The sequence below is a fragment of the Novosphingobium sp. FW305-C-111 genome, assembly GCF_058783565.1.
Window position 1 is genome coordinate 209,617 of the sequence record NZ_JBYSYP010000004.1, and the last position, 23,601, is coordinate 233,217.

The window sequence follows — 23,601 nt, forward strand, 5'->3', positions numbered from 1 at the left end:
AGCTCCTTTGCCGCGCATATGGGGTTCGACAAAGCGCAAAGCCAATCGGATTTGCGCGTCACACTGAACGGGGTGGCCAATCGCGGCAGCCTCGCACGATCGGACAATCGCTCCAAATTCGAAGCACTTTTTCAAGTATTTCGAAGATCGATGTCGAAATTTTGCGTTTCATCAAGGATGATTGTCGAGAACTTACATAATTCTGACTACGTCGAGAATGCATGTGGCAGGGCTTGGGATGAACGGAAGTGATGGGGAACGTCTGACCGTATCGGCGGCGGACCTGATCAGACAATTCGCCGCATGGCGTGACCGCGCGCATGAACAACCCGTTTTTCTGGCAAATCACAATCGCATAACGCACGTCCTGCTTAGCATCGCCGGCTACCAAGACTTGCGCGATGGCGATGCAGCACGCGCGCCGCTCGCGGCCGAAACCGAACTGCGTGACCAGATCCTGCGCTCGTTCGCGGAGTGGCTGAACGAAGCGATCGTCGTCTGCGACCAGGACATGAAGGTCGTCGTCGCCAATCGCGTCGCCGCGGCGATCTGCCGCCGCTCGGTCCGCGACCTTGAGGGCCGCCCTCTCGACGAAGCGCTGCCGGAAATTTCGGGGACGCTGCTCGAAGTCCACGTCCGCCGCACGCGCATGGCCAGCGAGCCGAGCGCCGTCGACATCCCCTCACCGTTCGCGCCCGACGGCTGGCTTCACATGCAGAGCTTCCCGATGGGGCGCCGCAACATTCTCATCTTCCGGGATATTACCGAAGAGGTGCAGCGCAACCGGATGGCAGACGTGAAGGAAGCAATCCTCGAGGCGATGACCGTCCACGGCACCATCGGCTATGCCCGACTGTCCATCCGCGGCACTATCGACCGCGTCGACGTCCCGCTTGCCAGGATGGTCGAATTGCCGGTCGATCGGATGCTCGGCGTCAGCATGGCCGACCTGGTGGCGATCGACGACCGGGTCGCCTTCCGCGAGGTCCTCGAAGGCACCTTGCGCGAAGGCAAGTCGAACTCGATCGGCTGCAAGCTCCTGTCGAATTCGGGCAGGTCCATCGCGACTCACCTTTCCATCGTCCGCCTCCACGGCGCGTACGGCACCGAGGGCGCGGTCGTGCTGATCACGCCGGCCTGATATTCGTCGCCCGGCGATTTCACTTATTTTGCAAATTACCGGACTGGCGCCCGGCCGGCGCTAACACCTGTGCCGACAAGGCCCTGAAAAGCGCGGTTCGCGTGGTTAATACGCCGTGAATACTTCGCATATTTTCTGCATTTTGACTTTTTGCAAGCCTTACAACTTGTTCTGAACGCGCGCGCAGTATGGTGGTCATGAAGACCTATCGCACTCGCCGCCTCCAGCCGCCCCACATGCTGCGTCAACTTGCCCGCTCGGCTGATGGCGCGGCGGTGATCGAGGCGGCCTTCATCCTCCCCGTCGTCATCATGCTACTCATGGGCATCCTGACGTACGGACGATGGTTCATGGCCGCCCATTCGCTGCAACAAGCGGCGAACGACGCTGCCCGCGCGGCCGTTTCCGGACTGGACGATAGCGACCGCGGCAAGATCGTCGATAACAGCATCGACAACAGCGCGCTCAACGAAGGAACGCTGGAGCGAGATCTCGTCACCGTAAGCAAGGCGCGCAACACCACTTATTATACGGTCACGCTGACGTACGACGTCGCCCGCTCGAACCTGGGCGAGACAGCCATGGTCCCGCTGCCCGGCGGACCTCTCGTCCGCAAATCCACCGTCAAGCTGTTCTCGCTGTGAAGGGACCCGCAGCTATGAAACATCGCAGCCTCTTCGCCCGCCTTGCCCGCGACACCAGCGGCGTCGCCGGCATCATGGTCGCGGGCTCCGCCGTCATGCTCGCCGGAGCGGCGACTGTCGCGATCGACTTCGGCAACATGTACATGGTCCAGCGGCGGCTGCAGGGGGTCGCGGATGCTGCTGCCATGGCTGCGGCGGAAGACCTCAACGGCACCACCAACGGCCGTTCCGCTGCCGATAACATGATCGTCACCAATGGCGAGCAGGCGGCCTCCATCGCCAGTTTTGAGACCGGCACCTACACGCGTGACGCCGACATCGATCCCGACAAGCGGTTCGAGCCGACCGTCAAATCGCCAAACGCAGTCCGGGTCAGGCTCAGCGAGGAGGTTCCGGTCTTCTTTGCCGGCCTGTTCAACGGAAAGTCGTCGGTCACGGTCACGGCACAGGCGACCGCTTCACCAATGGATCTGGCCGCGTTTTCGCTGGGATCGCGTCCGGTGGCGTTTACAGGCGGCATCGCCGGGCCCGTGCTGAACGCGCTGGCCGGCACGAATCTCGGCCTGAGCGATGGCAATGTCCAGACGCTGCAGGGCACGACGATCAACCTGCTGGCCTTTGCCGACGCCCTGCGCACGCAGACCGGGATGACCGACAGCAGCTTCGGCGACCTGTTCGAAACCCCGATCCCGCTCGACGACGTTGCGGCTGCACTTGCAACGGTCGCCCCCGGGGCCGGCAAGACGCTGCTAGACTCGATCGCCAGCAATGTCGGGACCGACGAAGTGCTGCTCTCGGATTTCGTGGACCTCGGGCCCTATAAGTCGCTCAACTACTTCGACGGTACCAGCAAGGTTTCGGTTGACGCGCTGACCCTCCTGCGCTCGGCGCTCGAACTGTCGCACGGCGATTCCTGGGACGTCTCGCTCGGGCTCTCCCTCGCGGGGCTGTCCAATACGACCCTGCGGCTCGCCGGCGGGCCGGGAATCGCCCATTCGCCCCTCATGACGATCACGCAAGCCTCTGGCGTCACGATCCGGACATCGTACACGCGAATGCTGCTGAAAACCTCGGTTTCCACCGGCATCGTCGCCCTGCCCACCCTGCAACTGCCGATCTATTCCGAGGTCGCGCCTTCGCAGGCGACAATGACCGGGCTGGACTGTGCTGCGACCGGATCGGCCGTGACGCTGGGCGTCAAGCCGTCCATCGGTGAAGTGGCGATCGGCTCCATCGATACGACCCATTTCGACGACTTCACCACCCGCCTGACCCCTACGACGGCGACGCTGGCAACCGTCGTCGGCATCAAGGTGACCGACTATTCCTACATTACCTTCGGCGGCGCCACCACGCAGTCGGTCGGGTTTACCAAGAGCGAGGTCGCCGCGAACACATGGAAGTCGGTTTCGACCAGTGACGCGATCGGCGGGATCGCCAGTTCGCTGATCGCGCGCCAGAACCTTCAGGTGATCACTCCGCTGGGCGCCCTTCCTGCCACCAACGCCACCACGCGGACGGTCGGAACGTCGCTGTCACTAGCCGCGCCCGTCCTCGACGCGACGCTCAAGAGCGTGATGCAGACGCTCGGCGTCGGGCTTGGCGTTGCCGATACGCACATCGACCGCTTGCGCTGCGGATCGCCGCTGCTGGTGTGATGGCCTAGTCGAGCAGGTCGGCCGCGGCGAGCAGCGCTTCGGTACTCGGGTCGAAGCGCGCCCCGCCCTTCTCGATCGACTTGGCGATCTCCTTGCCGAGCTCGACCCCGAACTGGTCGAACGGGTTGATCCCCAGCATCGCCGCGGAAACGAAGGTGCGGTGCTCGTGGAATGCGATCAGCGCGCCGAGGGTCGCGGGGTTGAGGTCTTCGGCGAGAATCGTCGCCGATGGGCGGTCGCCGGGATAGGCGCGTGCGGCCCCCAGTGGATCATTGGCCTCGCTCGCCTTGCCCGCCATCAGCGCCGCGCCTTGCGCGAAGCAGTTGGAGAGCAGGATCCGGTGATGTGCCATGTCGAGATCGTGACCCGGGACCTTCACCGCGAGGAAATCGACCGGGATCAGGTGGGTGCCCTGGTGGAGCAGCTGGAACACCGCGTGCTGTGCGTCGGTCCCCACCCCGCCCCAGGTCACGGGCGCGCTTGGGCGGCCGAGTGGCTGGCCGTCCGCCGTCACGCGCTTGCCGTTCGATTCCATCTCGAGCTGCTGAAGATAGTCGGGCAGCAGCTTCAGCCGCTCGTCATAGGCGAACACCGCGCGGGTCTGGCAGCCGCGCACCTGCGTGTAATAGAGGTCCGCGAAGGCGGCGCGCACGACGAGGTTGTCGGCCAGGTCGGTGTCGGCAAAGTGCCGGTCGATCGCCGCCGCGCCGTCGAGGAACGCGGCGAAGCCGTCCCAGCCCAGCGCCAGCGCGATCGGGAAGCCGATCGACGACCACAGCGAATAGCGCCCGCCGACGCTTTCGGAGAACGGCAGGACGCGGGTCTCGTCGACGCCCCACTCGACCGCCTTGTCGGGCGCCGCGGTCAGCGCGACGACCCGGCCGAACGGATCGTCCACGCCGCCCTCGCGCAGCCAGTCCAGCGCCGAGGCGGCGTTGGTCATGGTCTCGGTCGTGGTGAAGGTCTTGGAGGCGACCGCGACCAGCGTGGTGGCCGGGTCGCACTGCCTGAACGCCGCCTCCAGCGCGCAGCCGTCGATGTTGGACACGACATGGACGTCGACCTTGGCGCCATCGCGGGTCAGCGCATCGATCGCCAGCGCCGGGCCGAGCGCCGAACCACCGATGCCGATGTGGATCAGGCTCCGGACCTCGCCGAGCAGCCCTTCGTGAATCGCCTCGACCAGCCCGCGCATCCGCTCGTGAAACGCCGCGGCTTCCTCGACGCTGGCGGGTTTGCCGATGCCGCGCTGGGCGGGATGTTCGGCGGCGCGGCCCTCAGTCACGTTGACCACGGCCCCTTCGAGCAGCGCCTCGCGCTTGCCGGCGAGGTCCATGTCCGCGGCCAACGCGAGGAATTCGGCCTCGACCGCCGCGTCGAGATGGGTCTTCGACCAGTCGAACAGCACCGGACCGCCAGGCAGGTCGAGGTCGGCCGAATAGCGGGCGAGCCGGCCCTCTTGGGCGAACAGTTCGGCCAGAGTCGGCCGCGGCAGCGCCGCCAGCGCGGTCCAGCGTGTCTCAGCGGCCATATGCGATTCTCCGTGCTGCAGTTGCTAACTTGCTGGCGGTGATGCCCGATGGCGGTTCATCCGCCAAGGCCGTGCGCCTGTCGAAAACGTCATGTGCAAAGCTATTCACGCTCGGCTAAGCGCCCTGCGACCAACAGGCTTGCCCTGTCCTGCCCTTGACGAAAGCGCGCCCCCTTCCCCATGACCGCGACGATGGAACCGACCAACGATCCCGCGAGCCCGGCCTACGCGCCGACCGCCGAAAGCCCCGCTTCTCCCGCCCCGGCGAAAAAGGAAAAGAAGGAGGACAGCTTCCCCGTCTTCCTGCTCAAGCTGGTGGCGATCGTGGTGATCTTCCGCAGCTTCTTCTTCTCGCCATTCAACATCCCGTCGGAATCGATGCTGCCGCGGCTGCAGATCGGCGACTACCTGCTCGCCGCGAAGTGGCCCTATGGCTACTCGAAGTACTCGATGCCGTTCAGCGCGCCGGTCATTCCGGGGCGGATCTTCGCTGGCCAGCCGAGCCGCGGCGAGGTGGTGATCTTCAAGGCGCCCCCGGGCAACGACGTCGACTACATCAAGCGCGTGATCGGCCTTCCCGGCGATCAGGTGCAGATGAAGGGCGGCGTGCTGTGGCTCAATGGCAAGGCGGTGCCCAAGGTCCGGATCGAGGACTACGTGATCCCCGTCTCGGCCAACATGCTGGCCGCCTCCGCCACCGACGGCCGCAGCCCCTGCGTCACCGCGCAGTTCGAGTTCACGGCGGCTGACGGCAAGCCCTCGTGCCGCTACCCGCAGTTCCGCGAGACGCTGCCCGAGGGCAAGTCGTACAACGTCATCGACCTCGGCCAGCGTCCGCAGGATGACACGCCGGCGGTGGTCGTCCCCGAAGGCCACGTCTTTCTGATGGGCGACAACCGCGACAACTCGATGGACAGCCGCTTCCCGGCGGTCGAGGGCAGCGGCATCGGCATCGTCCCGCAAGCGAACCTTGTCGGCCGCGCTACGGTGATGATGTTCTCGACCGACGGAAGCGCCAGCTGGCTCAAGCCCTGGACCTGGTTCTCCGCCGCGCGCTGGAGCCGGATCGGGGGCACGTTCTGAGCAAGGCCCTCACCCTCCCTGACGAGACCGCCGCCTACGTCGCCGAGCTGACCGGCGCGGGGCCGGAGATGCCCGAGCTGTGGCACGAGGCGCTCACCCACGGCTCGATGGGCGAGGCGCGCGATTACCAGCGGCTCGAGTTCCTGGGCGACCGGGTGCTCGGGCTGGTGATCGCCGAGTGGCTGCACGAACGCGCCCGCGACGCGGAGGGCAAGCTCTCGCAGCGGCTCAACGCGCTGGTCAGCCGCGAGACTTGCGCCGATGTCGCCCGCAGCCTGGGCCTTGCCGCACATATCCGGCTCGGCAAGCAGGCCCGCGACGACGGGGCGCAGGACAGCGACAACATTCTCGGCGACGTGATGGAATCGCTGATCGGTGCCTTGTTCGTCGAGCGCGGGTTCGCAGCGGCCCGCGATTTCGTGCGCAAGGCCTGGGCGAGTGAAGTCGCCGGCAACAAGGGCCAGCGCAAGCACCCGAAGTCGGCACTGCAGGAATGGGCCGCTGGAAACCGCCGCCGCCCGCCGGCCTACACCCTCGTCGCCCGCGAGGGGCCCGACCACGCCGCGACCTTCCGCGTCAAGGTCGAGGTCCACGGCGTCGGCGAGGTCGAGGCCCGCGGCTCTAGCAAGAGCGAAGCCGAAGCCACCGCAGCGCGGGACTTCATGGCAAAGTTCGGGTAGAATCGGCGTCAAACCCCTCCCCGCCCGTGCTGAGCTTGTCGAAGCACCGCTTTTCTTTTCAGCTCGGGCGCAATAGGCGGAGAACCAGGACTGCCCTTCGACAGGCTCAGGGCGGGCGGAGTTATAGTGGCAAATACACCAATTCAGGAAACATGCGGCCTCGTCGCCGTAATCGGCGCTCCCAACGCGGGCAAGTCGACGCTGGTCAACGCGCTGGTCGGACAGAAAGTGGCGATCGTCTCGGCCAAGGCGCAGACCACGCGGGCCCGGCTGATGGGCATCGCGCTGGAAGAAGTTAACGGGCATCGGGCCCAGATCATCCTCGCCGACACCCCCGGCCTGTTCGAACCCAAGCGCCGGCTCGACCGCGCGATGGTCAGCGCGGCCTGGGAAGGCGCGAGCGATGCCGACGCGATCCTGCTGGTGGTCGATGCCCGCAAGAAGAAGCGCGATTATCTCGAGCCGATCCTCGAAAGCCTGAAAGGCCGCAAGGAGCGCAAGATCCTCGTCCTGAACAAGGTCGACGCGACCCCGAAGGAACCACTGCTGGTGGCCGCCGAGGACCTGAGCGCCGCGGCGGCGTTCGACGAGGTGTTCTTCGTCTCGGCGCTGACCGGCGACGGCGTGGCCGAACTCAAGAACCGCCTCGCGGCGCTGATGCCGGAAGGGCCGTGGCACTACCCCGAAGACCAGGTTTCCGACGCCAGCGAACGCCTTCTCGCCGCCGAGATCACCCGCGAACAGCTCTACCGCCAGCTCCACGACGAGCTGCCGTATGACAGTGCGGTGCGGCCCGAAAGCTACACCCAGCGCAAGGATGGGTCGGTCGAGATCCACCAGCAGATCGTCATCGCGCGCGACAGCCAGAAAGGCATCGTGCTCGGCAAGGGCGGCAGCAAGCTGAAAGCCATCGGCGAGGCCGCCCGCAAGGAGCTGTCGGCCCTGCTCGATTGCAAGGTCCATCTCTTCCTCCACGTCAAGGTCGAAGAGAACTGGGCGGAATCGAAGGAGATATACGAGGAAATCGGACTGGACTGGGTGAAATAGCTACCCTCCCGCCGACCTGCTTCCCTAACCCCGGCCGTCCTGAGCTTGTCGAAGGACAGTCCTTTTCTTCAACCGCCGCAGAAGGAAGAACGGTGCTTCGACAGGCTCAGCACGAGCGGCTTTTGATTGCAGGGATGAGGCCATGATCGCCCGCGAACTCCTCGGTACAGCGCAGGTCCCCGGCGGGGCCGAGCTGCGGCTGTTCCGCCACGACCGCGACTTCATGATCGTCCTCGGCGGCAACGAATTGATGAGCAGCCGGATGAACGGTTCGGAAATCGCGCTGGCGGTGGAAAGCTGCAAGCGCGTTGCCGGGCGCCGCAAGCCCCGCCTCCTCGTCGGCGGCTACGGCATGGGCTTCACCCTGCGCGCGGCGCTGGCCGAGTTGCCTGCCGATGCCGAGGTCGTGGTCGCCGAACTCGTGCCCGAAATCATCGACTGGGCGCGCGGGCCCTTGGCGGAGCTGGCTGCCGGCTGCCTCGAGGATCCGCGCGTGCGCCTGGTCATGGGCGATGTCGCCATTCGCATCGAACAGCCCGAAAGCGGTTACGACGCGATCCTCCTCGATGTCGACAACGGCCCGGACGGCCTCACCGCCGAAAGCAACCGCGGACTCTACACCAAGCACGGCCTGCGCGAGGCCCGCGCCGCGCTTCGTCCCGGCGGGGTCCTTGCGATCTGGTCGGCGTTCAGGGACGATGCGTTCACTCGCCGACTGCAGGCCAACGGCTTCCGGGTCGAGCAACTGACCGTGCGGGCGCGGACAAACGGCAAGGGGCCGAAGCACGTGATCTGGTTGGCGGTGCCGGACCAGCGATAGGGCCGCTTCTGGCTGCGCTGGAGAAACTTGCTTGTCAGGCCGGACAAGCGCCGCTTTGGGATGAAGCGGGGAAGTGGCGGACTTGCCAATCGGCGAAACCCTTTCCTGATGGCGCCGCGTCCGGCATTATGGCGAGCAGGGGGTATCTGGACTGATGGATTGGCTCCACGCCGCGGCAGGGTTGCTGGTCGGGTTCCTCGTCGGGCTGACGGGGGTCGGCGGCGGTTCGCTGATGACCCCGTTGCTCGTGCTGATGTTCGGCGTCGCCCCGGCGACCGCGGTTGGCACCGACCTGTTGTTTGCTGCGATCACCAAGATCACCGGTTCGGCGGTCCATGGCTGGCGCGACACGGTCGACTGGCAGATCGTCCGCCGCCTCGCCACCGGGAGCATCCCCGCCGCGCTGCTGACGCTGGCGACGCTCTCGTACGTCGGCAAGGTCGGCAAGCATACCGAGCATGTCATCCTGCTGTCGCTCGCAGGGCTTCTCGCGCTGACCTCGCTCGCGGTCCTGTTCCGCGGCAAGCTTATCCGCTATGCGCACAACCTCGATCCGCTGGATCCGATGGGCAAGGTCCAGGCCGGCACGATCGCGCTGGGCGCGGTCATCGGCGTGGCGGTGACGATCTCCTCGGTCGGCGCCGGGGCGATCGGGATGACGGTGCTGCTGATGCTCTACCCGCGGCTGCCGGTCGTCCGCATCGTCGGGTCCGACATCGCCCACGCCGTTCCGCTCGCGCTGATCGCCGGAACCGGACACTGGATCATCGGCGACGTCGATCCCGCGTTGCTGCTCAACCTGCTGATCGGCTCGATCCCGGGCGTGATCCTCGGCAGCATGCTCTCGACCCGCGCCTCCGACCGGATCCTGCAGCCGCTCCTGGCGATCGTCCTCGCGCTGTCCGCCTGGCAGCTGACGGTAAAGGCGTTCACGCCGGAGAAGGTCGCGGTGCCGACATTGCCGGCAGCTGCCAAATAAATTCCGGGATGGGCGCTGGCTGCTAGCGCAGCTTCGCGATCGCCATCCCGTGCTCGCGCGCGGCGTCCTTGGTGGACTCCTCGGTGCGATTGAGCGCCCTGGCGATCTCCTTCAGGCCCTTGCCCTTGCCGGCAAGGCTGCGCAGCTTCTGCAGTTCCTCGGGCTTCCACGGCTGGCGGTGGCGGGCGACCTTTTCGCTCATTCGGCGGCGACCTTCTTCTTCGGCGCGGCTTTCTTCTTCGCAGGCGCCTTCTTGGCGGCAGGCTTTTTCGCCGGTGCCGCCTTCTTGTTCGCCGGTGCCGCCTTCTTGCGACCGCCCTTCTTGGCCGGGCCCTTGGCGGCCTTTTCGTCGATCAGGGCGATGGCCTTCTCCAGCGTCAGCTCCTCGGGCTTGAGGTCGCGCGGGAGGGTCGCGTTGGTCGCGCCGTCGGTGACGTAGGGGCCATAGCGGCCCGCCATCAGCTTCATCTCGCCGCCGCTGGTCGGGTGCGGCCCGAAGGTGTTGAGCGGTTCCGCTGCCGCCCGTGCCCCGCGCCCGCCGCCTGCGGCCGCCTCGGCCAGCTTGGCAACGGCGCTGTTCATGCCCGTCTCGAACACCTCGGCGGTCCCGCGCAGCTTGGCGTACTTGCCGTCATGCGCAAGGTACGGGCCATAGCGGCCGATGCTCGCGGTGATCGCCTTGCCGGTTTCCGGATGCACGCCGATCTCGCGGGGCAGCGAGAGGAGCTTCAACGCCCATTCGAGGTCGAGCTCGCCGATGTCCTTGGGGATCGACGACCGCTTGGCCTCCTTGCCCTCGCCGAGCTGGATGTAGGGGCCAAACCGGCCGGCGCGGCGCACGACCTCGAGGCCGGTCTCCGGATCCTTGCCCATCGCCCCGTCCTCCCCCCCTTCAGCCGAGCCGCCCGGCTGCGCGAACTTGCGGGTGTACTTGCACTCGGGGTAGTTCGAGCACGCCACGAAAGCGCCGAAACGCCCGCCGCGCAGGGAAAGCCTGCCCTCTCCGCACTTCGGGCACAGCCGCGGGTCGCTGCCGTCGGCCTGCGGCGGGAACAGGTAATCCGACAGGAACGCGTCGAGCGCCTGGGTCACCTCGCTGGGCTTGAGCTCCATGACCTCATCGGACTTGGGCTTGAAGTCCTTCCAGAACGCCTCGAGCACCGCCTTCCACGCGGCTCGTCCGCCGGAAACGTCGTCGAGCTCGTCCTCCATCCCGGCGGTGAAATCGTAGGCGACATAACGGTCGAAGAACCGTTCGAGAAAGGAAGTGAGAAGCCGGCCCGATTCTTCTGCAAAGAAGCGGTTTTTCTCGGTTCGGACGTAGTTGCGATCCTTCAGCACCTGCAGAGTGGAAGCATAGGTCGAAGGCCGCCCGATACCGAGCTCCTCAAGCCGCTTGACCAGGCTCGCCTCCGAATAGCGCGGTGGTGGCTGGGTGAAGTGCTGGGTCGCTTCGACGCCCTTTTTCGCCGGCGTATCGCCCTTGTTGAGCACCGGGAGGAGGCCGCTGTCGTCCTCCTCGTCGCCCGGCTTGTTGTCGAGGCTCTCGTCATAGACCGCGAGGAACCCGGGGAACTTCACGACCTGCCCGGTGGCGCGCAGCTCGTGCTTGCCGGTCCCGTCGCGCAGGGTGACGCTGGTCCGCTCGATCTGGGCGGACGCCATCTGGCTGGCGATCGCGCGCTTCCAGATCAGATCATAGAGCCGCGCCTCGTCGCCGCTGCCATAGCGGTCGTGAGCGAAATCGGTTGGCCGGATCGCCTCGTGCGCTTCCTGTGCGTTCTTCGCCTTCGTTTCATAATGACGCGGCTTTTCAGGCAGGTAGTGGCCGTTCTTGTAGCGATTGCTGATCGCCAGGCGGGCCGCCGAGATCGCGCCGGGATCCATCTGCACGCCATCGGTCCGCATGTAGGTGATCGCGCCTGCCTCGTAGAGCGTCTGCGCCACGCGCATGGTGTGGCTGGCCGAGAAGCCGAGCTTGCGCGCCGCCTCCATCTGCAGCGTCGAGGTGGTGAACGGCGGGTACGGGTTGCGCCGGGTCGGGCGGGTCTCGACCTCCTCGACCCGGAAGGTCGCGCCTTCGACCGTGGCCTTGGCGCGCATCGCCACGCCTTCCTCGCCGAGACTCAGCTTGTCGAGCTTCTCGCCCTCGAAACGGACGAGCCGCGCGGTGAATTCGGTGCCGAGCTGTTCGAGCCTGGCCACGACCGACCAGTATTCCTGCGCGGTGAAGCCCTCGATCTCGCGCTCGCGCTCGACGATCAGCCGCAGCGCGACCGACTGGACGCGTCCCGCGCTCTTGGCGCCCGGCAGCTTACGCCACAGCACCGGCGAAAGCGTAAAGCCGAACAGGTAATCGAGCGCGCGCCGGGCGAGGTAGGCGTCGATCAGGTCCTGGTCGAGCTCGCGCGGGTGCTTCATAGCCTCGGTCACCGTGGCCTTGGTGATGGCGTTGAAGGTGACGCGTTCGACTTCCTTCGGCAGGGCCTTGCGCTTCGCCAACAACTCCCTGACGTGCCACGATATTGCCTCGCCCTCGCGATCAGGGTCGGTGGCGAGGATCAGGCGGTCGGCGGACTTGGCGGCATCGCTGATCGCCTTCACGCGGCTCTGCTTGTCGCCATAGAGCTCCCAGTCCATCGCGAAGTCCTCGTCCGGGCGGACGGAGCCGTCCTTGACCGGCAGGTCGCGGACGTGGCCGTAGGAGGCGAGCACCTTGTACCCGCTCCCCAGGTACTTCTCGATGGTCTTGGCCTTGGCGGGAGATTCGACGATGACAAGCTGCATGGCGGTGTTGGGCAGTCCCTATACGCGTATGTACACGCGCGAGGGTGGGGACTGCCCGCCCCCGCCGTCAAGCACCCAACGTCAGCGCAAGCCAACCATCTGCGTGACCAGCCGTTCGTTGGCGAGGCTGGCGGCCTTGGCCGCGCCTTCCTCGTAGTTGCCGGGCTTGGCCACGAACTCGAACTTGCGGGTCTTGCCGAAGGCGAGTCCGCCGACGCCCATCGCCGCCATGACCCCGCCGCCGACGTTCGCCGCGGCCTGCGTGGTCTTGTCGAGGCCGGACGAGGCGTCCTGCTTCTCCACGAACTCGCCATCGACCGAGACGCCCTGCTTCATCGTGACGGTGACCGTCTTGCCGTTTGGCCCGAGCAGGGTCATCCGCGAGAAATTGGGCACGATCGAGAGGTTGGCGTTGACGTTGAGCCCCCCGAAGCTGAATGCGCCTGGGCGCTTCTGGTCCGAAAAGTCGATCAGGTAGACGACGTCGACGACCGGAACCCCGGCCGCCCGCGCATAGCCGGACATCGCGCCGCTCGCCTGTCCCGCCGCCATGTTGAGCCCCATCGACGACAGGCCGGAACCGGTGAAGTCTCCGGGCAGCAGCACGAGCTTGGGCAGTGCTGCCGGCTTGACGTAGGTTGCCTTGCCCTTGCTGCCCTTCTCCAGCGCGACGTTGATGTCGAGCGGGCTCGCCTGTCCCTCCGTCCGGGCCAGTTGCTCAGACGCGAACAGCGACGCCGGGTCCTGGACGGCGAACCCCGCGGCGGTGAGCTTGGCGGTAAAGTCGGCATAGGCCGCGTCGGCAACGGCCTGCATCATTTCCGGCGTCACGCCGACCAGCGTGGACTTGGCCTTGGTCGTCCCGCCGAATGCGCCGATCAGCCCGCCGGTTGACTTGGTCTGGTCGGTCGACTGGAAGATGAAGCCCACCGTGAACCCGCCGATGGCGACCGTTGATGCGCCCTTGAGCGCGTCCTTGCCGGACACCTTCAACGGCGCCTCATCCTTGGCGAAGGCCGGCGTCTCGAGCGCTGGAGCGAGCAACGAAAGCCCAATTACGGCGGAAAGAAATGCGGTGCGTTTGCGAAAAGCCATGTTCACCCCCTGTGACTGATAGCGCAATCTTGCGGTATCCTGCCTCGACTGTCGGGGATTGCAATTGATCTGCGTCACATCCTCGCCGGGACTGTCCGGTGAAACGCCGCGGTAAAGCCCGCAGCCAGCACCGCATCCACCGCCGCGAACCCGGCGACGACCGCCTCCGTCCGGCCCAGTCCGAACAGGACCAGCGCCGGCACCGCGAACACCAGCTTCTCCGCCACCGCGAGCGGCATCAGCGCCCGGAACCGCCGCGGATCGCTGCCGATCACCCAGAACATCCCCTGGAACACCAGCGCGAGCCCGATGAAGCCGAGCGTTGTCTCGGGCGCTCGCTCCGGCAGCGGGAGCAGGTACAGCGGCGAAAGCACCAGCACGCCATAGATCGCCGCGCCGCGGAACATCCGCCGGGCGAAGCGCACGCCCCGTGCTTCAGGCTCATCCCGCAAGGCTCACCCGCCCCGCCGCATGGCGCACCAGCCTGCCCGCCAGCTCCAGTTCCAGCAGCGCCAGTTGCACCGCCGCCGGGCTCTCACCGCTCTGGCGGATCAGTTCGTCGATGGCGACCGGGGCCTGGCCGAGCAGCGCGGCGACGTCGGCCGGGTCGGCGGGCTCTTCGGCCATGGCGAAGGTTGGCTCGGGCGCAGGATCGCGCAGGCGGCTGCGCGGCGCGCCGGTGAAGCCGGACAGCAGTTCGAGTACGTCCTCGGGCGACTGGACCAGCACCGCGCCGTCACGGATCAGCTGGTTGCAGCCGTGCGAGCGGCTGTCGAGCGGGGATCCGGGTACGGCCATGACCTCGCGCCCGTACTCCCCGGCGAGGCGCGCGGTGATCAGCGAGCCGGAGCGCGGCGCGGCCTCCACCACCAGCGTGCCCGAGGCGAGCCCGGCGATGATCCGGTTGCGGCGGGGGAAGTGGCGGGCGAGCGGTTCGACGCCGGGCGGCTGTTCGGCGACCAGCAGGCCTTTGCAGGCGACCTGTTCCTGCAGCTCGGCATGTTCGGGCGGGTAGGCCACGTCGATCCCGCCGGCGATCACGCCGATCGTCCCGCCGCCTTCCTCTGCCCCGGCGAGCGCCCCGCGGTGGGCCGCACCGTCGATCCCCCGGGCGAGTCCGGAAACGACCGTCACGCCCTTCCCCGCCAGCGCCGCGGCGAAATCGCGCGCCAGCTTGACCGCCCCGGCCGAGGCGTTGCGCGCGCCGACCATCGCCACCGCCGGCCGGGAAAGCAGCGCGGCATCGCCGCGGACGACCAGCACTGGCGGCGGACTGTCGAGCTCTGCCAGCAGCGCGGGATAGTCCGGCCCGCCGTGGAACAGGTAGCGCGCCCCGGCCTGGCGCACCGCGGCAATCTCCCGCTCCACCCGGTCACGCGGGACGGCGCGGTATTGGCCCCCGCCCCGCGCGACGAGATCGGGCAGCGCAGCGAGCGCCTCCGCGGCAGTACCGAAGCGGCGCAGCAGCTGGAACCAGCTTACCGGCCCGATATTGGGCGAGCGCAGCAGGGCGATGCGGGCAAAAGCCTCTTCCCGGGAGAGGATCGTCTCGCCCGCTGCGGTCATGCCTTCTTGCCGACTTTCGGCTCGGTCCCGGCGCGCAGGCGGGCGATGTTTTCCCCGTGGAGCCAGAACACGATGATGGCGATCACGACCAGTGCGACGGCATAGTCACGTTGCCCCAGCAAGCCGGCGACAACCGGCGCGGCGGCGGCGGCGGCGAGCCCGCCCGCAGAGGAAATCCGCGTCAGGCCGAGCATGCCCAGCCACACGACCGCATAAGCGAGGCCGATCGGCCAGGCGAGGCCGAGCGAGACGCCCATCGTCGTCGCCACGCCCTTGCCGCCATGGAAGCGCAGCCAGACCGGGAAGCAGTGGCCGAGCACCGCGCCGACCGCGGCCAGCGCCTCGTTCCCCGGCCACCACGCCTTGGTGATCAGCACCGCGACGAGCCCCTTGGCGAGATCGAGCAAAAGGGTGGACGCGGCAACGCCCTTGCGCCCGGTGCGTAGAACATTTGTCGCGCCGATGTTGCCGGAGCCAATGGCGCGCAGGTCCCCCGCCCCGGTCAGCCGGGTGAGGATCAGCCCGAACGGGATCGAACCCAGGATGTAGGCCAGTGCCAGCGCCTTGATCCAGTTTTCCATGGCTCTTTTGTAACCCCTCGTTGCCGCCTGTCGACGCCCCGGCTTTGCTTTCCGGACGGAATTGGAGCTATCAGCAACCGGGGCACACAGGAAGGGCGCGAGGCGAGTTGACCGAGAATACCGATCCCGCCGCGCCGCTGCTGCTGTTCGATTCGGGCGTGGGCGGCCTCTCCGTGCTGGACAAGGTGCGCCGCGTGCTGCCCGGCGCGCCGGTGATCTATGCCGCCGACAACGCCGGGCTGCCTTATGGCGCGAAGACCGAGGCGCAGATCGCGGCGCGGGTTTCCGGCCTGCTCGGGCGGATGACCGAGCGGTTCCGGCCGCGGCTCGTCTGCATCGCCTGCAACACCGCCTCGACCATCGCGCTGGGGATGGTCCGCGAGGTGCTCGAGGTGCCGATCGTCGGCACCGTGCCCGCGATCAAGCCGGCTTCCGCGATGACCCGCAGCGGCGTGATCGGCCTGCTCGGCACCGAGGCGACGATCCGCCAGGGCTATGTCGACCGGCTCGAGGCCGAGTTCGCGGCCGACAAGCTACTGCTGCGCCACGGCGCGCCCGAACTGGTCGCAGCGGCCGAAGCGAAGCTGCGCGGCGAGCCGGTTGACCCGGCCGTCTATGCGCGCGCCGTGGCCGGCCTGCGCGACCAGCCGGGCGGTGAGCGGATCGACACCGTGGTTCTTGCCTGCACCCACTTCCCGCTGGTCCAGGAAGAGCTCGCCGCGGCGTTCGGCCCCGGCGTGGCATTCGTCGACGGGTCGGACGGGATTGCCCGGCGCGTTGCCTTCCTGACGCAAGGACAATCGTTCCGGCGCGACGCGCCCGACCTTGCGCTGTTCACCAAGGACGGCGAAGAGGTGGCCTCGCTTGCCCCCGCGCTTGCCGCGCGGGGTCTGTCGCGCGTGGCGACGTTCTGAAGGAGGCTGGCCGGTGCGCCGTTCGACCAAGGTCCTGCTCGCACTGCTGCTGCTCGTCGGCCTGCCCTACTATTGGCTGCTGGTCGACAACCGTCCGGGCGGAATCGAGCCGGCGCGGCTCGACATCGCGCAGCTGCGCGCCGAGGCGAACCGCATGCCCGGCGGCAAGCCGACGTCGGTGGATTTCGAGGTGATCGGCTTCCGCCGCCTGCCGGGGACCTATTACACGGCCGGGACCGGCATCAAGCGGCGGCTGTTCGGGATCATGGCGTATCGGGTCAACACGCCGGACGGTGCGATTCTGATCAACGCCGGAGTCACCGCCGAGGATTGCGCGATCTATCGCTGCGAGACCTATTTTGCCGAGCGCCAGGCCGGCGTCGACCGGGCGATGCAGTCGGCCCGGATGATCCTGTTCTCCAGCGAGGACCGCGATCACATCGGCGGCTTCCTCGGCAGCAAGGCGTTCCCCCGGATCGCCGGCAAAGTCCTGCTCGCAGCGGGGCAGGAGCCGGGCGGCGAGCAGTCGCGCACGCTGCCGTGGCCCGATCAGCGCGACGGGCTGACCCCGCCGCTCGCGCCGATACCGGTGCAAGCCGTCGCGCCGGGCGTCGTGCTCGTGCGAACAGGCGGTCACAGCCCCGGATCGCAGATGATCTTCCTCCAGCTCCAGGACGGGCGCGAGCTGCTTTTCACCGGCGACATCGCTCCGTTTTACGGCAACTACCGCAAGCTGCGCGCCGGCTCGCGACTCAAGACCGACTGGGTGGAACCGGAGGACCGCAACGCGCAGTTCGCATGGCTCAAGGCGATTCGCGCGCTGAAAGCGCAGGCACCCCAGGTCCAGGTCATCCCCGGCCATGATCCCGAATACCTGCTCAGTGCCCGCAGCGGACGCCCGTTCCGCCTGCATTTCGAGAACCTCCCGACCCCCACTGTCGAGGTGATCCCCAAGGATGGCGAGGACAATTGAGATCGCCTCGCAAGTGAGCGATATCACTGGCAAACGGCCCGCGAGCGGTGTAGATGCGCGTGGTCCGCAGGGCCCCAGGGATCGGGCTCGATGCCAGAGGGAGCGGCGGGTGAATTACGATCAGGTTTTCGACCAGGCCATCGAACGTCTTCATTCCGAAGGCCGGTACCGCGTCTTCATCGACATTCTGCGCAACAAGGGGGCTTACCCCAACGCGCGCTGCTTTGCCGGACACAACGGACCGAAGGACATCACCGTGTGGTGTTCGAACGACTATCTCGCGATGGGCCAGCACCCCAAGGTCATCGGCGCGATGGAAGAGGCGCTGCACGACGTCGGTGCCGGTTCGGGCGGCACCCGCAACATCGGCGGCAACACCCACTATCACATCCAGCTCGAGCAGGAGCTGGCCGATCTCCACGGCAAGGACGGCGCGCTGCTGTTCACCTCGGGCTATGTCTCGAACGACGCCACGCTGTCGACGATCGCCAAGATCCTGCCCGGGTGCGTGATCTTCTCGGACGAGCTCAACCACGCCTCGATGATCGCCGGCATCCGCAATTCGGGCGCGGAAAAGAAGGTGTTCCGTCACAACGACGTCGAGCACCTTGAAGAACTGCTGGCCGAAACCGATCCCGCGCTGCCCAAGCTGATCGCGTTCGAGAGCGTCTATTCAATGGACGGCGACGTCGCCCCGATCCACGCGATCTGCGACCTTGCCGAAAAGTACAACGCGCTGACCTACATCGACGAAGTTCACGCGGTCGGCATGTACGGCCCGCGCGGCGGCGGGATCACCGACCGGGACGAGGCGGCGCACCGCATCGACATCATCGAGGGCACGCTGGGCAAGGCGTTCGGCGTGATGGGCGGCTACATTGCGGCCGACACCAAGATCATCGACGTGATCCGCTCCTACGCGCCGGGGTTCATCTTCACGACATCGCTGTCGCCGGTTCTGGTCGCGGGCGTGCTCGCCTCGGTTCGGCACCTCAAGTCGTCGAGCGTCGAGCGCGAGGCCCAGCAGGCCGCCGCGGCGTTCCTCAAGAATGCCTTCGCGCAGGCGGGCCTCCCGGTCATGCCGTCGACCACGCACATCGTGCCGCTGATGGTCGGTGACCCGGTCCGCGCCAAGAAGATCAGCGATATCCTGCTCGCCGAGTATGGCGTCTACGTCCAGCCGATCAACTTCCCCACCGTGCCCCGCGGAACCGAGCGCCTGCGCTTCACCCCCGGCCCGGCGCACACGGAGGCGATGATGAGCGACCTGACGAGCGCTCTGGTGGAAATCTGGGACCGGCTCGAACTGGACCTCGCCCAGGCCGCCTGATCGAGCGCGCCATCGCCGGAAAGCGAAAGCCCTCCCCCCACCGGGAGGGCTTTTTCGTTGCAATGCGCAGTTAGCGGCTTCAGGATTAATCGAACGATTAAATTCCCGGAGGGTGATCGATGCACGATGAAATGAGCTATGACGAGGTGGTGCTGGGCCGCCGCTCGATCCGCGGGTTCCTCGACAAGCCGGTGCCGCGCGAACTGATCGAGGAAATCCTTCGCCTCGCCATGCGCTCGCCGACCTCGCTCAACTCGCAGCCGTGGAACTTCACCGTGATCACCGGCGAACCGCTCGAACGCATCCGTGCGGGCAACGTCGAGCGCATCCTCGCAGGCGCGCCCGACAGCCGCGAATTCCGCCGCGGCGGGGCCTTCACCGGCGCACACCGCGAACGCCAGGTCGAAGTCGCCAAGCAGCTCTTCGCCGCCATGGGGATCGAACGCGACAACGCTGCAAAGCGGCAGGACTGGGTCCTGCGTGGGTTTCGCCAGTTCGGCGCGCCGGTCTCGATCATCATCACTTACGACCGCGTGTTGGCCGACGGGGACGACGCCACCTTCGACTGCGGCGCGGTGACCACCGCGCTGGTCAACGCGGCGTGGTCGCGCGGGCTCGGCTGCGTCATCAACTCGCAGGGCATCATGCAGTCACCGGTGGTGCGCGAGCACGCCGGCATTCCCGACGACCAGATGATCATGAAGGCCGTCGCCATGGGCTGGCCCGACCCCGACTTCCCCGCCAATGCCGTGGTCAGCAACCGCAAGCCGCTGGAAGAGGCGGCGCGGTTCGTCGGGTTCGATTGAGGAACCCAAAAAGAAAGGCCCCGCCTCGCGGCAGGGCCTTTCCTTGTTTCAGTTGAACCCGCAGGCTCAGCGCAGCGACACCACATTGTCGGAGACGCGCGGGTCGCGGCGGTCGCCACGGTACTGGCTGGCCATCGGCTCGTCGGTCACCTCGTGGACTTCGCTTTCGCCGAAGCCATTGAAGGCTGTCTTCATCGCCGCGCCATAAGCGCCGAGCATGCCGATCTCGATGAAGTCGCCAGCCTTGATGTCGACCGGCAATTCGAACGGGCCTTCCATGTGGTCCATGTCGTCGCAGGTCGGGCCGTAGAAGCTGAACGGCTCGAACTCATCCGCACCATCGCGCAGCAGCTTCACCGGGAAGCGCCAGCCGACGTGCGCCGCATCGAACAGCGCACCATAGGCGCCGTCGTTGATGTACAGCTCGTTGCCGCGGCGGCGTTCCACCCGCACGACCAGCGAATTGTACTCCGCGCTCAGCGCCCGGCCGGGTTCGCACCACAGCTCGGCCGAATAGGAGATCGGCAGCGATTCATAGGCGCGGTCGATGACCCCGAAGTAATCCTCGAGCGGCGGCGGCTCCATGCCCGGGTAGATCGACGGGAAGCCCCCGCCGACGTCGATCACGTCAACCAGCACCGAAGCGTCGACGATCGCGGCGCGGACGCGCTCCATCGCCTGGACATAGGCGTGCGGGCTCATCGCCTGGCTGCCGACGTGGAAGCACACGCCGAGCGAGTCCGCCACCTGGCGGGTCGCCTGGAGCAGCTCACCGGCATCCGCCAGGTCGCAGCCGAACTTGCTGGCAAGGCTCAGCTCCGAATACTCGGACGAGACACGCAGGCGCACGCACAGGGTCAGGTCCTCGGCACCCTGCGTGGCGACCCGGATCTTCTCCAGCTCTTCGAGCGAATCGAGGCTGAACACGCGCACGCCGTGCTGGACGTAAGCCTCGGCGATCGCGGACGGGGTCTTCACCGGGTGCATGAAGCACAGCACGGCTTCGGGCAGCGTCGAACGCACGAGGCGAACTTCGGCGATCGAGGCGACGTCGTAGTGGGTCACGCCCGCCTCCCACAGCACCTTCAGGAGCTCGGGCGACGGGTTGGCCTTCACCGCATAGAGCGAACGGCCCGGAAACTTCTCGACGAAGAAGCGGGCGGCGCGCGCAGCGGCGTGCGGGCGGTTGAGGATGACCGGCTGATCCGGCGCAGCAGCGCGGACTACGGACAGAGCGTCGGGATGATGGTGCAACTCAAGGGACCCCCAATAGGCCTTGCGGCCAGAACACACAGGACGAAGCTGCCTTGCGGTTTGGAAGTCCCCATGGGGCAGCGAGGGGGCGCTATAGGGCTTGGAAAGTGAACTGCAAGTGAAAATGGACCCCTGCCACAAAAATGAAACAGGGCCTGCCGAGCGATTGTCAGAGCTTTGCGGCAAAGGACTGAAAACAGGCGATTGTTATCACGATCCTGGCGAACGCGGCGGACTCGCGGCCGCGCCCATCGTCACGGGTTTCGACGCAGCTTTTTGCACCCGCGTCGCCAGTCGATTCGCGATGCTCAGGGCTCCGGCCAGACCGAGGCTTGCGCGCCGTGCTGCGCTTCGAACAGCATCTTCAGGTTGCGCTTGAGGTTGGCCCAGGTCACCCCGCCATCGATGTTGATGAACCGGGTGAAGCCGACGACCTTGCTCTCGCGGTCGAACCAGGTGGTGATCGCCGCTTCGTTGAAATTGGCGTCGTTGACCCGTTCGAGCGGGACATCCTCCTCGGCGGTGAAGCGGATCTGCATCATCAGACCGGTGCAGCCGGCGAGCTTCTGCGGCGGGCAATCGACGGCAATCAGGACATAGCGGAGCCCGTCTGCGGTACGTCCGCGGACGCTGGGGTCGCCAAAGGGATGGACCGCGTCGACCCGGTCGCCCACCGCCGTGACCAGCTCGGCAAGGTCCGTCTCGCCGATCGTCTGGAGAACTTCGGAATCGCTGCGCGGTGCGGCTCGTGCGGCGGGTGCGCCTGTCAACAGCATCACGCAGGCAAGGGCAACCCGAATGGCAATCAAGGCACGGCCCCTAATAGCGGAGCCGTGACGCTAGAACCTGCTTTGGCTGGCCGCAATCGCAGCCCGTCCGGTTCGACTACTTTTTCTTGTCGGACTTGGGCGGCCACACCACATCAATCGCATTGTAGTGCGCATCGATCAGCAAGTTCACGTTCTGCTTGAGGTTCTCCCATGTCGTCCCGCCGTCGAGGTACTGGAAACGGGTGAACCCGAGATCGCCCGTCTCCTTGTCCCACCAGGTCTGCACGGCGGCCTCAGCGTTGTTCGCGTCGTTGACCTTGGCTTCGGTGACGTCGGCATCAGCCTCGTAGCGGATCTGCATCATCACGCTCTTGCACCCGCTCTGCGCGCCTTCGGGGCAGTCCTTGCCGACAAGGATGTACTTAAGCCCTTCCTTGGTCTTGCCGCGAACGCTCGGCTCCTCGTCGAAGACGTGGACGGCATCGACAGTGTCGCCATTGGCGCGCACGAGGTCGCCAAGGTCCGCTTCCGAAACAGTGTTGACGATCGCGGAAGGCGACTTGGTCGCGGCGAGCACCGGCGAAACAAACCCGGCCGCAGCGGCGACCAGCACGAAATTGCGAACGATCTTCATGACTTGAAGGCCCCCATGTCCCGAATTGCAGTAACGCTATGTCACCGACGATGATCGGGCAAGTGGGCGATTCGCGCTGTGATCCAGATCAAGACGTGCGGCCACTTCAGGAAAGGCGGTCGCGGAAGTCCTGGTAAGAAAAGCCGCGCACTTTCTCGAGCCGGTCGCTGGCGCTGTCCCACAGCCAGATCGACGGCAGCGGCACGCCGTTGAAGGTCGTTGTTTTGACCATCGAGTAATGCGCTTGGTCGAGGAAGGCGAAACGCTCCCCCGGCGCAAATCCGCCCTCGCGGCGATAGTCACCGATGACGTCGCCGGCCAGGCACGACGGCCCGCCCAAGCGGACCGGGCGCGCGCCCTCCCCGCCATCCTCGTATTCGTCGATCGGCAGTTCGCCGAGCATCGCCGGGCGATAGGGCGCCTCGATCACATCGGGCATGTGACAGGTCGCGGAAATGTCGGTGATGGCAAGGTCCATCCCGTTCCAGTGCGTGTCGAGCACCGTTCCGACAAGGATCCCGGCGTCGAGCGCCACCGCTTCGCCGGGCTCGAGATAGATCTCGCAGCCGGTATCCGCCTTCACCGCCTTGAGGAAATCCACCAGTTCGCCGCGCTGGTAATCGGCGCGGGTCACATGGTGACCGCCGCCGAAGTTGAGCCACTGGAGCTGATCGAAGAACGGGGCGATCCGGGGGCGCAGCGCCTCCCAGGTCCGCCGCAGCGGCTCGAAATCCTGCTCGCACAAAGTGTGGAAGTGGAGGCCCGAAACACCGTCAAGGTCGGCTTCCTCAAGCTGGTCGACCGGGAAGCCAAGCCGCGAATGCGGCGCGCACGGGTCGTAGCGCGGCACCTCGCCTTCGGCATGGAGCGGGTTGATGCGCAGGGCGACGTCGAACCTATCGCCCCGCGCCCTCGCCGCCTCGAGCTCGCCGGCAAAGCGCTTGATCTGGCCGGGCGAGTTGAAGATCACGTGATTGGACAGGCGGAGGATTTCGGGCAGGTCTTCGCCCTTGTAGGCGGCGCAGTAGGTCGCAATCTCGCCTTGGTAATGCTCCGCGGCGAGCAGCGCTTCCCACAGGCCGGAGGTGCAGACCCCGTCGAGGTATTCCCCGACGACCGGCGCGACCTTCCACATCGAGAACGCCTTGAGCGCGGCAAGCACCTTGATCCCGGCGCGGTCGCGGATATCGGCGAGCACGGACAGGTTGGCCCGCAAGCGCGCCTCGTCGACGACAAAGGCAGGGCTGTCGACGCGGCTAAGGTCGAAGTTGGCGAAGGCACCCGGATCGCCGGCTCTGGTTTCCATGT

General features: G+C 66.6%; 23 protein-coding genes. 12 read left to right on the forward strand and 11 right to left on the reverse strand.

Annotated features, from left to right (window positions below):
* Positions 1 to 394 precede the first annotated feature (394 nt).
* From AC3WLD_RS06755 to AC3WLD_RS06765, 3 genes are all read left to right on the forward strand, one after another.
* Positions 395 to 1,141: a PAS domain-containing protein gene (locus tag AC3WLD_RS06755; RefSeq protein WP_492556179.1), complete on the forward strand. Its 747-nt coding sequence runs from the start codon at positions 395 to 397 to the stop codon at positions 1,139 to 1,141.
* A gap of 188 nt (positions 1,142 to 1,329) precedes the next feature.
* The gene (locus AC3WLD_RS06760) at positions 1,330 to 1,785 is read left to right on the forward strand and encodes a TadE/TadG family type IV pilus assembly protein (RefSeq protein ID WP_492556180.1); all 456 of its coding nucleotides are present in this window, start codon (positions 1,330 to 1,332) and stop codon (positions 1,783 to 1,785) included.
* Positions 1,786 to 1,799: 14 nt separating this feature from the next.
* The gene (locus AC3WLD_RS06765) at positions 1,800 to 3,443 is read left to right on the forward strand and encodes a TadG family pilus assembly protein (protein WP_492556181.1); all 1,644 of its coding nucleotides are present in this window, start codon (positions 1,800 to 1,802) and stop codon (positions 3,441 to 3,443) included.
* A 4-nt stretch (positions 3,444 to 3,447) separates the two neighbouring features.
* Here the strand turns inward: AC3WLD_RS06765 and pgi are convergent, their stop codons facing one another.
* Complete coding sequence (gene pgi / locus AC3WLD_RS06770; RefSeq protein ID WP_492556182.1) at positions 3,448 to 4,974, reverse strand: glucose-6-phosphate isomerase; 1,527 nt, start codon at positions 4,972 to 4,974, stop codon at positions 3,448 to 3,450.
* A gap of 192 nt (positions 4,975 to 5,166) precedes the next feature.
* On the opposite strand from pgi, the gene lepB reads away from it, so the two are divergent.
* From lepB to AC3WLD_RS06795, 5 genes are all read left to right on the forward strand, one after another.
* The gene (lepB, locus tag AC3WLD_RS06775) at positions 5,167 to 6,057 is read left to right on the forward strand and encodes a signal peptidase I (RefSeq protein WP_492556183.1); all 891 of its coding nucleotides are present in this window, start codon (positions 5,167 to 5,169) and stop codon (positions 6,055 to 6,057) included.
* Between the two features lie 68 nt (positions 6,058 to 6,125).
* Positions 6,126 to 6,737 (forward strand): ribonuclease III, encoded by a 612-nt coding sequence (gene rnc / locus AC3WLD_RS06780; protein WP_492556184.1) that lies wholly within the window; start codon positions 6,126 to 6,128, stop codon positions 6,735 to 6,737.
* Positions 6,738 to 6,878: 141 nt separating this feature from the next.
* The gene (gene era / locus AC3WLD_RS06785) at positions 6,879 to 7,784 is read left to right on the forward strand and encodes a GTPase Era (RefSeq protein WP_492556251.1); all 906 of its coding nucleotides are present in this window, start codon (positions 6,879 to 6,881) and stop codon (positions 7,782 to 7,784) included.
* Between the two features lie 142 nt (positions 7,785 to 7,926).
* Complete coding sequence (locus tag AC3WLD_RS06790; RefSeq protein ID WP_492556185.1) at positions 7,927 to 8,604, forward strand: spermine/spermidine synthase domain-containing protein; 678 nt, start codon at positions 7,927 to 7,929, stop codon at positions 8,602 to 8,604.
* 154 nt (positions 8,605 to 8,758) lie between these two features.
* On the forward strand, positions 8,759 to 9,583 hold the full coding sequence (locus AC3WLD_RS06795) for a sulfite exporter TauE/SafE family protein (protein ID WP_492556186.1): 825 nt from the start codon (positions 8,759 to 8,761) through the stop codon (positions 9,581 to 9,583).
* Positions 9,584 to 9,605: 22 nt separating this feature from the next.
* Here AC3WLD_RS06795 and AC3WLD_RS06800 read toward each other — a convergent pair whose 3' ends face one another.
* The 6 genes from AC3WLD_RS06800 to plsY all read right to left on the reverse strand — a co-directional run bounded on the left by AC3WLD_RS06800 (position 9,606) and on the right by plsY (position 15,612).
* Positions 9,606 to 9,785, reverse strand: a complete 180-nt coding sequence (locus AC3WLD_RS06800; protein ID WP_492556187.1) for a hypothetical protein — start codon at positions 9,783 to 9,785, stop codon at positions 9,606 to 9,608.
* Complete coding sequence (gene topA / locus AC3WLD_RS06805) at positions 9,782 to 12,370, reverse strand: type I DNA topoisomerase (RefSeq protein ID WP_492556188.1); 2,589 nt, start codon at positions 12,368 to 12,370, stop codon at positions 9,782 to 9,784. Before topA ends, AC3WLD_RS06800 begins: the two co-directional genes overlap by 4 nt.
* Before the next feature lie 81 nt (positions 12,371 to 12,451).
* Positions 12,452 to 13,465 (reverse strand): hypothetical protein, encoded by a 1,014-nt coding sequence (locus AC3WLD_RS06810; RefSeq protein ID WP_492556189.1) that lies wholly within the window; start codon positions 13,463 to 13,465, stop codon positions 12,452 to 12,454.
* A 74-nt stretch (positions 13,466 to 13,539) separates the two neighbouring features.
* A complete protein-coding gene (locus AC3WLD_RS06815) occupies positions 13,540 to 13,917 on the reverse strand; it encodes a hypothetical protein (RefSeq protein WP_492556190.1) in 378 nt (125 codons plus the stop codon).
* Entirely contained in the window at positions 13,907 to 15,031 is a 1,125-nt protein-coding gene (dprA, locus tag AC3WLD_RS06820; RefSeq protein ID WP_492556191.1) for a DNA-processing protein DprA, read from the reverse strand. Before dprA ends, AC3WLD_RS06815 begins: the two co-directional genes overlap by 11 nt.
* Positions 15,028 to 15,612 (reverse strand): glycerol-3-phosphate 1-O-acyltransferase PlsY, encoded by a 585-nt coding sequence (plsY, locus tag AC3WLD_RS06825; protein WP_492556192.1) that lies wholly within the window; start codon positions 15,610 to 15,612, stop codon positions 15,028 to 15,030. The genes dprA and plsY overlap by 4 nt, the downstream gene beginning before the upstream one ends.
* Before the next feature lie 107 nt (positions 15,613 to 15,719).
* Here plsY and murI point away from each other — a divergent pair, with 107 nt between their 5' ends.
* The 4 genes from murI to AC3WLD_RS06845 all read left to right on the forward strand — a co-directional run bounded on the left by murI (position 15,720) and on the right by AC3WLD_RS06845 (position 19,635).
* Positions 15,720 to 16,526, forward strand: a complete 807-nt coding sequence (murI, locus tag AC3WLD_RS06830; protein ID WP_492556193.1) for a glutamate racemase — start codon at positions 15,720 to 15,722, stop codon at positions 16,524 to 16,526.
* A 13-nt stretch (positions 16,527 to 16,539) separates the two neighbouring features.
* A complete protein-coding gene (locus AC3WLD_RS06835) occupies positions 16,540 to 17,499 on the forward strand; it encodes an MBL fold metallo-hydrolase (RefSeq protein WP_492556194.1) in 960 nt (319 codons plus the stop codon).
* Between the two features lie 109 nt (positions 17,500 to 17,608).
* Positions 17,609 to 18,829: a 5-aminolevulinate synthase gene (gene hemA / locus AC3WLD_RS06840; protein WP_492556195.1), complete on the forward strand. Its 1,221-nt coding sequence runs from the start codon at positions 17,609 to 17,611 to the stop codon at positions 18,827 to 18,829.
* Between the two features lie 119 nt (positions 18,830 to 18,948).
* On the forward strand, positions 18,949 to 19,635 hold the full coding sequence (locus tag AC3WLD_RS06845) for a nitroreductase (RefSeq protein ID WP_492556196.1): 687 nt from the start codon (positions 18,949 to 18,951) through the stop codon (positions 19,633 to 19,635).
* Between the two features lie 66 nt (positions 19,636 to 19,701).
* Here AC3WLD_RS06845 and AC3WLD_RS06850 read toward each other — a convergent pair whose 3' ends face one another.
* The 4 genes from AC3WLD_RS06850 to AC3WLD_RS06865 all read right to left on the reverse strand — a co-directional run bounded on the left by AC3WLD_RS06850 (position 19,702) and on the right by AC3WLD_RS06865 (position 23,599).
* Positions 19,702 to 20,889, reverse strand: a complete 1,188-nt coding sequence (locus tag AC3WLD_RS06850) for a type III PLP-dependent enzyme (protein ID WP_492556197.1) — start codon at positions 20,887 to 20,889, stop codon at positions 19,702 to 19,704.
* 308 nt (positions 20,890 to 21,197) lie between these two features.
* Positions 21,198 to 21,659: a type III secretion system chaperone family protein gene (locus AC3WLD_RS06855; protein WP_492556198.1), complete on the reverse strand. Its 462-nt coding sequence runs from the start codon at positions 21,657 to 21,659 to the stop codon at positions 21,198 to 21,200.
* Positions 21,660 to 21,774: 115 nt separating this feature from the next.
* Positions 21,775 to 22,293 (reverse strand): type III secretion system chaperone family protein, encoded by a 519-nt coding sequence (locus tag AC3WLD_RS06860; protein ID WP_492556199.1) that lies wholly within the window; start codon positions 22,291 to 22,293, stop codon positions 21,775 to 21,777.
* A gap of 106 nt (positions 22,294 to 22,399) precedes the next feature.
* A complete protein-coding gene (locus AC3WLD_RS06865; protein WP_492556200.1) occupies positions 22,400 to 23,599 on the reverse strand; it encodes a carboxynorspermidine decarboxylase in 1,200 nt (399 codons plus the stop codon).
* Positions 23,600 to 23,601 lie beyond the last annotated feature (2 nt).